Here is a 13589-nt window from a genome sequence, read left to right on the forward strand (position 1 = left end):
TAGTTCGCGTGTATACTAAAGATAGAAAGTTTATGATAGTTACATACAGGAGGAGAACATAATGAAACAAGTATTAAATGTTCAAAATATTGAAAAATATTATGGGAATAAGGATAACCTAACAAAGGCAATTGATGGAATTACCTTTGATATAAACGAAGGGGAATTCGTTGGAATCATGGGTCCAAGTGGATCTGGAAAGACAACCTTATTAAACTGTGTGTCTACTATTGATAAAGTAACAAGTGGAAATATTGTAATTGATGATACAAATATTACAGAATTGAAAAAACAAAAGCTAAGTAAATTTCGTCGCGAACAATTGGGATTTATTTTCCAAGACTTTAACTTACTTGATACACTAACAGCATTTGAAAATATTGCATTAGCATTAACGATTCAAAAGGTAAATCCAAAGAAGATTGATGCACAAGTAAAAGAAGTCGCAAAGAAATTAGATATTGAAGAAGTACTTCCAAAATATCCATATCAAATGTCAGGAGGACAACGCCAAAGAGTTGCTGCTGCGCGTGCTTTGGTTCATAACCCAAGTTTGATTTTAGCAGATGAACCAACAGGAGCATTAGATAGTAAATCAAGTCGAATGTTACTTGAATCATTAGAAAAGTTAAATAAAGAGTATAACAGTACGATCTTACTAGTTACACATGATACGTTTACTGCAAGTTTCTGTGATCGTATATTATTTATTAAAGATGGGAAGATCTTCAATGAAATCTACAAAGGAAATCAAAGTCGTAAACAGTTTTTTGATCAAATCATTGAAGTTGTTACCTTATTAGGAGGTGACATCTCTAATGTACTTTAAAATTGCTTTACAGAACGTACGTAAGAGTTTTCAAGACTATTTTATTTACTTTCTTACTTTAGCGTTCTCGGTTTGTTTATTCTTTGCTTTTAACTCATTTACGGAACAACAAGCTGTCATTGAAATGACAACTTCACAATCAGAAATTATGAAGTTACTTACAGAAATCATGGGATATATGTCAGTGTTTGTAGCTGTAGTACTATGCTTTCTTATTATGTATGCCAATAGTTTTCTTGTACGTCGTAGAAAAAAAGAGTTTGGAACGTATATGCTACTTGGAATGGAAAAATCCAAGATGGCAAGAATTCTACTATATGAAACATTTATTATTGGTTTATTATCACTAGTTGTTGGAATTGTATTTGGTATTGCATTATCACAAGTGTTGACGATTGCAACTGCAAGTTTGTTTGAAGTGCAACTGAACTATCGTTTTGTCTTCTCATTTGAGGCACTAATACTGACAATCTTATGTTTTGGTCTTGTATTCTTTCTTGCCATGTTACTAAATATAGTAATACTATCAAAATTTAAACTGATAGATTTACTATATGCAGATCGTAAAAATGAAGAGATTCACATTAAATACGTAGGTATTTATGTACTGATTTTTATTGCATCGTTAGTTTGTTTAGGTATTGCTTATTATCATGCATGGACCGATCCATTTCATGTACTTGGTGATAAATTTCTATTTGTAATTTCTTTTGGTTGTATTGGAACACTACTGTTTTTCCTAAGTTTGGCAGGATTTATGCTACGCTTTGTATCGAGCAGTAAAAAACTATACTACAAAGGTTTAAATATGTTTGTCTTGAAAGAGGTAAATGCAAGTATTAAAAGTAACTTCATTTCGATGAGCTTTGTTTGTATTCTACTTCTATTGTCAATTGGAGCATTATGTACAGGATTGAGTTTGAATGCAACGATTAATAAGACATTAAAACAATCAACACCATATGATGTAAGTGTTGAATATAGACAATATCGTGAAGATACACCAATTGAAGTCATCGAATTACAATTACCAGATAGTGTCAAAGATGATGCAAGCATACTTCGGGTTCAAAAAAAGGTAGCTATAGGAATTCCTACAGCAGAATACAATAACGTATTTGAGCATGTAGTGAATCATTATGCAAATAGAGAAATTGGAATGACAGAGCAATCAAACTATGTAGAACTTAGTTTTATACATGAAAGTGATTTCAATGATGTGCTTACTGATCAAGGCTACAAACCCATTGAGATAAAGAAAAATGAGCTTGTTCCTTATACAACATCTGTACAGCTACGTGATCCAATAAGCAAAGATATTGCAAATAAACGTACATTGAATGTTCAAGGATATACATTTAATTTAAAAGAAATCGATTTACCTGAAATGACATTAGCATCATCACCACTTATCGACAATTCATTTATTTGTGTCGTTGATGATGAAATCGAATTTGATGATCCGATGTTTGTCTATCATGCAATTAATATAAATGCAAAAGATGAAGCGAAACATGATGCAATTCGAGAAGCATTAGAAAACGAAATAACTGAACAATTCTCTAACAAGGGATATTCCTTTTCTTACTTTGCATCGACACGTCAAGATATATATGATGGAAATAGAGGTACTTCAGTTATTGTGACATACGTTGGTATCTATTTAGGGATTGTCTTTATGTTAAGTAGTGTGACACTATTAGCACTTCAACAACTCACAAAGGCAAATGACAATAAAAAACGGTACTTGATTTTAAATAAAATTGGTGCAGATGATGTGATGATGAACCGTGCATTATTTAAACAATTATGTATTTACTTCTTTATTCCATTAGCATTAGCACTAGTACATAGTTTTGTCGGAATCCATTTTGTTGATGCAATTATTATGACAACTGGAAGAAGTTCGATTCTTGAAGGTAGTGCAATTGCATGTGCCATATTATTACTAATTTATGGATGTTACTTTGTGGTTACGTATGTGGGCGCAAAGAAGATCATTCATTCAAAATAACCAGATTAAGGAAGGTGTAAAAACATCTTCTTTTTTTGTGTTTTCTGCTTTGTGAAACATTGTGATAGTTATAATTTATTATGCATATCATTTTGTATATGATTACATGTTTGTTACGATATTTGTAGGAAGAAGGAAAGGAAGTGGGTCAATGGCAAATAAGGAATATTATAAATGTGAGATCGATCAGGTCATCGTTGATATAGGAAGTGATGGTCAAGTTGGACTAACAAGTAAGGAAGTAGAAACGCGCTTAGAAGAGTATGGAAAGAACGTATTAGAAGGTGGTAAAAAAGTATCACCATGGCATATATTGTTAGAAAAACTGAATAATATTATTGTATATTTATTGTTAGCAGCAGCTGCAATTTCATTTGCGCTAGGTGATACAGTAGAAGGAATTGCAGTACTAATTGCTGTTTTTATAGCCGTTGCTTTTGGGTTTGTTTCAGAACTAAAGGCACAAAAATCTGTCGAGTCACTACAAAGCATGATTAAGACAAAAGCAGATGTTGTTCGTGATGGACAGTTGATGGAAATTAATTCAGAAGATTTGGTTCCAGGAGATTTATTATCTTTAAAAAGTGGAGATGCAATTAGTGCAGATGCTAGGTTAATCGAATCAACAAACTTAGCTTGTATGGAGGCTAGTTTAACTGGTGAAAGTATTGCTTCAAGTAAGGATGCAAGTCTAACTTTCGATGAAGATGTATCTTTAGGTGACCGTAAAAATTACGTGTTTGCAGGAACAGCAGTTACTAGAGGAAATGCCAAAGCAATTGTTACTGCTACAGGAAGTTATAGTGAAGTTGGACAAATCTCAAGTTTACTAAAAGAAACCAAAAAAGAAGCAAGTCCATTAAATCAAGAACTCGATAAACTTGGACGTTTACTAATTGGAATTGCAGCACTATTTGCTCTAATTGTAATTGTGATTGGATTAGCAACAGGACGTGAATTATCATTTGTTTTACAAGTTGCCTTAATACTAGCAATTGCATCGATTCCTGAGGCAATGCCTGCAGTATCCACAATTACACTAGCAAAAGGTATGTCACGTATGAGTGAACATAAAGCGTTAGTGAAAACATTAGATGCAGTAGAAACACTAGGAAGTACAAGTGTTATTTGTTCGGATAAAACAGGTACACTTACTGAAAATCAAATGACAGTAGAGTCCATCTATTTATTAAATGGACAAGAATATGAAGTTACAGGTGGTGGATATGAACCAACTGGACAAATCTTACATGATGGGACTGCAATTACAGTGGACAGTGTTGAAAAACTACAACAGTTTTTATATGCAGCAGTACTGAATACAAATGCCACCCTACAAGAGGAGCATGGAGAGTACAGTATTATTGGTGATCCTACAGAAGGTTCACTTATCGTACTTGGTGATAAGGTAGGCTATAGTCGAAATCGTTTACATGATGAAGGTTTTGAACGATTAGATGAAATTCCATTTAACTCAAAATTAAAATATATGATTACGTTGTATCAAAAAGGTGATCAAAAATATACCTTTATTAAAGGTGGTCCAGATGTACTACTTGATATGTCACATCATGATCAAGATACAAAAGCAAAAATACGTGAAAAGAACGAGGAAATGGCAAGTCACGGTTGGCGTGTACTAGCTATCGGGATGCTTGATGATAATGAAGCCATCTATAACAATACATGTGATGGGAATGTACGGATTCTAGGATTGGTAGGAATTATTGACCCGCCAAGAAAAGATGTTATGGAATCCATTCGTTTATGTCAAAGAGCAGGAATCCGTGTAAAAATGATTACTGGAGATCACCCACAAACGGCAAGTGTTATCGCAAAGCAAATTGGGATGCGCTCGTATGATAATGTTATGACTGGATTTGAGTTTGATAATTCAAAACATACGCAAAAGTTTGATCATGATGTATGTCGTACAGGTGTATTTGCCAGAGTGAGTCCACGTAATAAATTGGATATTGTTAAAATATTACAAGAAACCAATGAAGTTGTCGCAATGACTGGTGATGGTGTGAATGATGCTCCTGCTTTAAATGGTGCAGATATTGGTATTGCAATGGGTGTAAGAGGAACCGAAGTAGCTAGAGAAGCAGCTGATATGATTCTTACAACGGATAAGTTTTCTACGATTGTAGATGCAGTTAAAGAAGGACGTATTATCTTTGCTAATATACGTAAGTTTGTCTACTATTTATTCTCATGTAATATGGTAGAGATTACTTCGATTATCTTAAGTTTATTATTCTTGATTCCAGATTTACCAGTATTACCCTTACATATTTTATGGCTGAATTTGGTTGTTGATATCTTACCAGCAATGTCATTAGGTTTTGAACCAGCTGAGGATAACATTATGGATCAACCGCCACGAAAGAAAGGGCAAGGTTTATTATCTGCAAGTTTCTTGAAGCCAATTTTACTTAGTGGTCTTGTGCTAGGATTCACTGCATTTGGAATCTATGCATTTTCACTACATCGTGGTTTCTCTGTTATTGAAGCACAGACGACAACGTTTACACTGATGGCAATCATGCAGTTGTTACATATACTAAATGTACGTCGTGTAAAAGTGTTTGGATTGGATAAAACATTACTACAAAACAAATCCATGATTATAGCAATGCTTGTTGCTGTGGGATTACAACTTGTAGCAATCTATGTACCATTATTCAATGATGTACTTGGAACAGTTCCATTAGGAGTGGAGAACTGGATGTATATCCTAACCTTCTCGATTGCTGCAACCATCATTGTATATGTACTAAAACGAGTATTTAAAATGAAATAAAGAAAAGGATGGCATGCTTTGCTATCCTTTTAATATGGCTCAAATATAATAAACTTCATCATGTATATTTTCATGTTCACATCATCTGTAAAGTCATTCCAGTAAAACTTTCGATTATTTAGATTGATTTCTTTTACAGTGATCCAAAAACTATCACTTTGCTTTCCATATGAACACTTTATATTATGATATGTGACAAATGTATCACTTCCTGTTTTTTTATTAATGAAACGTAGACCGTGTTCATAAATTTGGATTTCATCGAAAATTTTCTTATTTAAAAGCGTAATAATGGTTCCAGTTATCATAGGGATACACAAAAACCAAAACCCATTTAATATAAAATCAATAACAGATGTAATCCATGAAACATTCATTTTTAGTGAAAATTCTAGAAGAATCTCCTGAAATGGTTCGTATTTTGAAAGTGAAAAAAGAATGATAAAAACTGTCCAACCAATGATTAAACTGATAATACGTCCTTTTAGATCATGCCTATTTGACAGTTTATGACTTGAATAATATGCTCCCCGATTCATAATTAACTCCTTACTATGGTTTTCTTAAATATAGCAAATGATGTTTTTCTAAACAAATGAATTCCGACTGAAATAAGCAATTTTATTCTCCATACAAAACAATTAAATACAAATGTGTAATATTTTTATACTTACTACACAAAATAAACAAATGCATCTTTACTTGCGTTGAGAAGAGATGTCGCTTTTGTTAGAATTTGGTTAAATATAGAAATATGATGAGTTTTATTCACAAAATGTGATATTCATGAATAATGCAATCTATATTCGGATGACAAAATAAACTAGCGTCACCCTTAACTTTCATGAGCATATAATGTATGCTAGAAGCAATGGAAAACTAATTACAGTGGGAGAGAAAAATGAATAGAATTTTATTAGTAGATGACAACGAAACGTATGCAAATACTTTAAAAGGTGAACTTGAAAAAAGAGGTCATGAAGTTACGTATTTATCAAGTCCGATGGAAGCGGTTGCACAGTATGTTAAGGAGCCATATAGTTTGGTTGTATCAGATTACAAAATGGATGAAATGGATGGAGTGAAAATGGTATCCATTTTAAAGAAAATAAACCCTTCAATACGAAGTATAATAATGACAGCATTTCCAGGAGAGGAAATTGAATTGGCAGCACTTGAAGCAAGTGTAGATCATTACTTAAGTAAAGATAAAAGTATTGCAATTATGGTGAAATACATTGAAGATTTACTAAGTAAGGAAATCGTAAAACGTGATATGGCAGGAACGGAGTTAATATCACATACTGAAAATATAGTAGTTGATTTAAGAAGTAGATTAGTTTATAAAGACAATGAATTAGCCGAGATTACAAGAAAAGAATATGAGTTACTTGTGATTTTTTTAGAGAACAAAGGAGTTGCATTAAGTCGTGATGTGATTGCTGAAAGACTTTGGGCAATTGATATAGAAAATGTAGAACTGCGAGTTATTGATGGACACGTAAAGCGATTGCGTTCAAAATTAGGAATTTTCTGCATTTCGTCTATTCGTGGTTTTGGGTATAAATGGAATGAGTAAACTATCAAAACGCATATCAATTTATGTAGTATCGATGGTTTGTTATATCATCATTATAGGGATGATACTTTATAGTGTAGTGAATTTTAGAAATGAATATCGAATGGAAGAAAAACGATATATAAATACAGTAGAGTCGAGTATTATCGATGCTTTGTATACAGATAACATAGTACAGGAATTACAATCTTTGGGACAAAAGTATGCAATGGAAGTAATGGTACATGAAGATGATCAATTAATTTACAGTTCAATTCCTTTGCAAGAGGGAACCAGTTTAAAAGGAATTGTAAACGACAATGCCAAAGTACAAGAAAGTTTCAAAAAGTTAGAAGTTCAAAACAAGGAATATACCATTTGGTATGTTATTTATCAAATTCCATTTATTAAAACAATGGAAAGTTTTTTAGCGAAAGTTAATTTGATTGTTGTTTTTATTTATCTTCTTTTAATAGTATTAGTTATGTTATTTGAGTTTCGTTTGTTACTGCCTTTGCGTCGTGTGGCACGTTCGATTGAAATGGCTGAAAATAATGAACTTGATGATTTACAAGTAGACAATGAAAAGGATTCTTTAAATCATAGACTAACAAACTTCTTCTTGAAACAAAGAAGAACGCTAAAAAATGTTCGTACGCATAATACAACTTTAGAAATTGATTTAGCTTTAGAACGAGAGCATCTAGAAAACACCATTCATTTATCAAGAGGATTAATCCATGATTTAAAAAGTCCTGTATATAATGTAAAAATGGATTGTGAAATTCAATTAGAAACAGAAACCGATACAAATCAAAGAAGGCTTCTTGAAAGAAATATTGAATTATGTACGCAACTTTTAACTGAAATTAATGGCTTGTTAAAGGTATTAAGAGAAGATGTATATACATTAGATAAATCAATTGAAGAAATTGATGGAGTGGGTCTAGTTTATGCTACACAAAAACACCACGTTTCAGAAATGCGAAGAAAACAGATGAGTTTCTCGTTTGAAGGTGCAGAAACTGAGATATTCTATCAAAATAAAGTAGGTGTGCAATTACTCTTCCATAATATTTTTTCAAACATGGTATTGTATTCTGTTCCAAATTCATACATTGAAGTAATTATGGAACGTATAGATAATCGAATCATGATTAAGTGCAGCAACAAAACAGATGAAAAGAATATGCAAAAAATACAGGATGGAATGAAATACGATTCATATAATGAGGTGTATGTATCTGATTTAGGGAATGCATATAGCAGTGGCAATGGGTTATATCTTATTCGACAACTTGCTAAATTCTTGGATGGAGAATGTACGTATGTGTTTGATGGTGATATTGTAACAACAATATTGACGCTCCCAGATAAGGAGTAGTATATGAAAAAGATAAGTGGTTTTGTGTGTCTACTTCTTGTACTTATGTTTACTTTAGAAATGGGAAATATAAATGCATCAAATGATAAATCACTAGATGCAGGAACGTACTTTTTAAATATACATGCATATAATGAAATGGATGATCATTATGAGCAACTGAAGGTAACAATTAAAGGTAAAAATACAGTTATCAGCTCAAACTATAACGAAGGAATTGATGCTCGAGATTTTGAATATAATGAAAAGAATTTAAAAAAACTAGAGACGGAAGAACTAATAAAAAAAGCAAATGCATTAGCTTGGTCAACAAAAGATGGGAATGATATTCCAATAAAAAAAGTTGAAATTGAAGCAATTGACAGTATTGAAAGTCTTGTAACATTTTATACTGCAAAAAATACCAAAACAACAGTTCATGCATATGCAAACGGAACAGAGATTTTCAGCGATAAGGAATATCCTAATATTGAAGGAAATTTTAATGAAAGAAATTGGGAGATTGAATATCGTAGTATTTTCACGATTGTCTTTTTGCTTTTACTTATTACTCCAGTGATTCTATCTTTTGCCCTTATGGTTTTAATGGAACATGAGAAATTAAAACTGGATGATATCATTAAACGAACCAATACAATGAGTTCAGTAAAAACGAAAAGAAGAGGAAAGTGGTTTATTCTTATTGTTGGTGCTACTTTACTTGCACTTGCTCGTCCTGCATATGCGAATGAGCAGTCTGTGTATCGCCTTAATATAAAAGAAATTACATTAGATCGTCAAACATATTTAAGTTTGATTGAAGATAATAAGTTTGAAGAGTATATTACAGATATTGTTGGAGTTCAATTGTTGAAACAAACAAATGAGCAAGAAGTATCTATAGCGTATACAATAGATCAAGAAAAAACACAACTTATGGTGAAACTGGATGAAGAATCTGATCGTAGTAAAATAGAAGATGCAAAGCAGAATATCAATCGCAATACGGATGGTGATTATGTAAGTCGGAGTTTAAGAATCGGTGAACATGCAACACTTATTCCGATATGGATTGCCATAGTAATACTACTTATTTCAATTCCTATAATCTTCATGATAAAAAGAAGAAAAAGATAAACAGTAGACAGACATCAAGTGAATAACTTGGTGTTTTTTTCTGTGAAAAAAAGTCGTTTTTATACACATTACCCTCAACGAAATGTTTGTTTTGTGTACATAAAATAAACATTTTCAACTTTTTCAGTCAATTGTGTTTATTACTAACAATGTGTTTAATTTAAACCCCTAGTTGTTTGTATTGAAACATAAGTATTTGCTACCATTTACTTAATGATAGAGATCGAGAAATATCTATCATTCATGTGTAATATATGAGTGCACAAAAACTGTGGGGTGTGTGTAAAATCATGATTACGAGGAGGCGATTATGATTATTGAGGTTTAATAAGAATACATATGTAAAATATGCGTTTATGAAAGGAGAGAAAATATAAAATGAGAAAGAAAAAAAGAATTAGTTCGATTTTTGGATTTCTATTAATTGCTGCAATGATTTTTAGTAACAGTGCTCCAACTCTTGCTAAGGATGTACTAAATAAAAAATCAATGGAAACAGTAGCAATTGCTAGTGAGACACCAACTACACTGGATGCTCCTGTAATAAATCCAGATAATGGAACATTTAATGTGAAACCAGAAGATCCAAATAATGGTAAATATAATGTTACGATTCCCTTGAAGTACTACTATAAACCAGATAGCAGCCAAATGCCATTATCTCAAGATGACTTGGATAAAGCTTTGGCAAGAAGTGGTACAATAGCAAATGATAGAGTGTTTAAGGTGAGGTTATATGATCAGTCGCAATCTTTAGCATACGAAGTATATACTAATACTGGTAGAGCATCGTTTACGGATATTGCTGAAGGTACTTATTCAGTTAAAGTATATGCGGAATCATGGGTAACCCCTGGTGAAGAACAAGCACTATCATTTGGAGGGACTGTATTTGAAGCAACAGCTGAAAACCCTCAATCGCAAATGAAAATTAACGGGTCTACTTGCGTGCCCGGAAAATGGTTCGAACGAGATGGTAATGTAATTATTGAAGGAGCATTAAAACACACGCATGTACGCTATTATGGTGTTTTATATGATCGTAATGAACAGGTGATACCAAATGCGACTATTGATGTTAACTACTTGCTATCTGACAATGGAATAAATCCAGTTGACTCAAAAAATATTCGTATGGATGATGATCCATGGGGACGGTATTTTTCTGGGACAGAGGACAAACCAGAATATGCATCTTATCGACATATACAGATAAGCACAGATTCAAATGGTGAATTCTTAATTGATACTCAAATGACTCATCTAACACATTATCAATTAGAGCCATTTGGTGAGAAATACGCACGATATGCAATAGAAGTTCTTCCTGAAAAAGGAGAGTTTGATGGGTACTCAACTAGTAAAGCAGAGGAATTGTTGCTGATACAATCTAACTCGAAGGATAAAACTCTAGATGCAGTAGTAGGTAATGATGATTCACGCCGTGGTAAGTATGGAATGAGTGATGGTTCAACTATTATTGTAGGTGCTTATTCTCCGGGGACTTCAGCTTATGGAACACTTCATAGCTTTGATGGAACTTACGGTGGAAGCGAAAGTGAACGAAATATATTTAAATGGGATGATCCATATGATATAACGTATGATATTTCATTAACTTCAAAAACTGCAATAGAAGACTCGCAATTTGACGAGTCATATGTTTATAAAACAAACTATTACGAAAAAGAAAACAACTTTCCAAGTGATTCCATGAGAAGAAATGACAAAGGAATGTTGGGTGGCGGAGAATGGGAGACAACTCTTGGCACTAGAAGTTCTGGCGGTTTTCAAAGTCAAATAACTGAATCTGGAGTTGATCTTGATTTCATTGGATATCAAGTTGTTCAATTGCGAAGAGATTCTAATGGAAATAAAGTAGAAAAAATAGTGGATACAAAAATCACAAATAACTGGAATGATATAAAAATATCACCTGATACATATGGTGATTATTCAACACATACTAGTTATGTTATTCGATTGATCTACTATGCTCCGATTGTAACCGGGACATTTGAAAACTACTTTATGTGGATGGACAACTTCAATGATATGGCAAAAGCAGGAGAAAAAATTGAAAATCACGATACATATAAAAATGTAAAAGACATTTCTTCGGTTCTTGGTACAAAAACTGATTCTGACTTAAAATGGAATATTATTAATACAAGTGATACAGTACATGGAAATTACTTTAGAATTGAGGCATCAAACACGGATGGTTCTTTAATGACACCAGTGAAAATTGAAATAACAGACTCTAATGGTATTACGGAATCAGAGTACGAGTATTCTTTCGATAATATGGAGTCATATGGATCATTAAATGAAATTATTCTGACTGGTGTTAATGGATTATTCAATGGCAAAGAAGTTGCGGATAACTATAAAATTAAAGCATATTATCATAGGGATAAAGATAGAGATGGTCTTCCAGATATAGATATAAACGAAGAACACTATTTACTGACAGATAATAGCAAAATTGATAATCCAAACTTGGTTAGTGATACAACACCTCTAAGTGTAGATCAAAAGTATGATGAACAGTGGAACTTAGTCAGTGTAAACAAAACTCTTACTACAGTTGACTTGGGAAATAGAGGAGTTAACTCGAAAAGAAATACAGGACAATTTGATTTAAATGCTAGAGTACAGGGATGGATTGGTGAAGACGTTTCTTCTCGATTTAGTGTTAAACTAGTAGGCTATTATGACAATGAAGGTAACTACAAAAGAGTTAATAATTCAAAGAATGGTTCAGATGAGTTGAAGGTACTAGATGAAATCAGGGCAGAAAATCAACAAAATACATTTAAACTTGTGTATGCAAAAACATATAGAGTCACTTATGACTCTCCTAATGAAGTAGATGGACAACAAGTTATTGGTACGTTACCTTTATCCGCATCATACTATGAAGGTGAACAAGTGGTTGTTAAGGGGAATGTCGGATGGAGTGAAGATGGGCTATACCCACTAAGCGTGCCAAATCATAGTTTCGATGGATGGTCAAGTACTGATGTAAATAATGGCGGTGCTAAAACAGATCATGATGCAAACTCAACATTTGTTATGCCTGCAAAAAATGTGACATTAACTGCAAAATGGACAAAAAATGCTAGTTATACAGTCACTTATAAACCTGGTGAAGCTGGTCAATCAAGTATTAAAGGTAATGTGCCAGTTGATAACGGAACATATGATGGAACTGAGTCAATTATAGTTAAAAGTAATGATGGAAATAATGGCTTAGGAGATTCGCTGACAGCAGATGACTACGAATTTATTGGTTGGAAAATAGAAGGCGATACGAGTGGCAAAATTTATGAACCAGGCGAATCAATTGACTTAAACGGAGGTAGTATTGTTCTAGTTGGTGAATGGCGATTAAATACTTCAGTTACAATCTTAAAGAAAGATGGGACTAATGGAATTAACACAAAAATGAGTGGTGTTACATTTGAACTAACTAAGAAAAATGATAATAAATTTGTTACACAAACAAAAGACACAGATTTAACTGACGGAAAAGTGAATTTTGACAATCTAGGTGAAGGAACTTATGTGTTACGTGAAACAAAAACTAAGGAAGGTTATCAACTACCGTATGGACATTGGGAAATCAATGTAACAGACAATGGTGGAACAACAGCAGTTACTATTAGTTTCACAGGTATTGCTAATGATAATGGCGGAATGCCGCCAGCAGTCATTGCTAACCAAGACAAGACATACACAATTTACAACTATGAAACATATGACCTTCCAAGCACTGGAAGTAATATTACACCAATTATGATCATGTTACTTGGTGTAGGTGCTATTGGTTTAGCATATGTATTAAAAAGAAAAATGATAAAGGGATAAGGAGAATCA

Annotated in this window: 8 protein-coding genes; 7 read left to right on the plus strand and 1 reads right to left on the minus strand. The window is 32.8% G+C overall.

The features are described 5' to 3' along the window. The first annotated feature begins 61 nt into the window (after window positions 1-61). From M2098_RS00510 to M2098_RS00520, 3 genes are all read left to right on the plus strand, one after another. Window positions 62-829, plus strand: a complete 768-nt coding sequence (locus M2098_RS00510) for an ABC transporter ATP-binding protein (RefSeq protein WP_134170972.1) — start codon at window positions 62-64, stop codon at window positions 827-829. Then, window positions 819-2843, plus strand: a complete 2025-nt coding sequence (locus tag M2098_RS00515; RefSeq protein ID WP_280680886.1) for an ABC transporter permease — start codon at window positions 819-821, stop codon at window positions 2841-2843. The genes M2098_RS00510 and M2098_RS00515 overlap by 11 nt, the downstream gene beginning before the upstream one ends. Window positions 2844-2994: 151 nt before the next feature. Beyond that, window positions 2995-5649, plus strand: a complete 2655-nt coding sequence (locus tag M2098_RS00520; RefSeq protein WP_280680885.1) for an HAD-IC family P-type ATPase — start codon at window positions 2995-2997, stop codon at window positions 5647-5649. A gap of 29 nt (window positions 5650-5678) precedes the next feature. On the opposite strand, the gene M2098_RS00525 is transcribed toward M2098_RS00520, so the two are convergent. Beyond that, window positions 5679-6188 carry a hypothetical protein gene (locus M2098_RS00525; RefSeq protein ID WP_280680883.1) on the minus strand — a complete coding sequence of 170 codons (510 nt, stop codon included), beginning with the start codon at window positions 6186-6188 and terminating at the stop codon, window positions 5679-5681. A gap of 362 nt (window positions 6189-6550) precedes the next feature. On the opposite strand from M2098_RS00525, the gene M2098_RS00530 reads away from it, so the two are divergent. From M2098_RS00530 to M2098_RS00545, 4 genes are all read left to right on the plus strand, one after another. Next, a complete protein-coding gene (locus M2098_RS00530; protein ID WP_280680882.1) occupies window positions 6551-7228 on the plus strand; it encodes a response regulator transcription factor in 678 nt (225 codons plus the stop codon). Continuing rightward, window positions 7221-8591: a hypothetical protein gene (locus tag M2098_RS00535; protein WP_280680880.1), complete on the plus strand. Its 1371-nt coding sequence runs from the start codon at window positions 7221-7223 to the stop codon at window positions 8589-8591. Before M2098_RS00530 ends, M2098_RS00535 begins: the two co-directional genes overlap by 8 nt. Window positions 8592-8594: 3 nt before the next feature. Beyond that, window positions 8595-9707 carry a hypothetical protein gene (locus tag M2098_RS00540; protein ID WP_280680879.1) on the plus strand — a complete coding sequence of 371 codons (1113 nt, stop codon included), beginning with the start codon at window positions 8595-8597 and terminating at the stop codon, window positions 9705-9707. A 378-nt stretch (window positions 9708-10085) separates the two neighbouring features. Further along, on the plus strand, window positions 10086-13580 hold the full coding sequence (locus tag M2098_RS00545; protein WP_280680877.1) for a SpaA isopeptide-forming pilin-related protein: 3495 nt from the start codon (window positions 10086-10088) through the stop codon (window positions 13578-13580). Window positions 13581-13589 lie beyond the last annotated feature (9 nt).

The organism is Breznakia sp. PFB1-19 (genome assembly GCF_029893935.1).
GTDB classification, from domain to species: Bacteria; Bacillota_I; Bacilli_A; order Erysipelotrichales; family Erysipelotrichaceae; genus Breznakia; species Breznakia blatticola.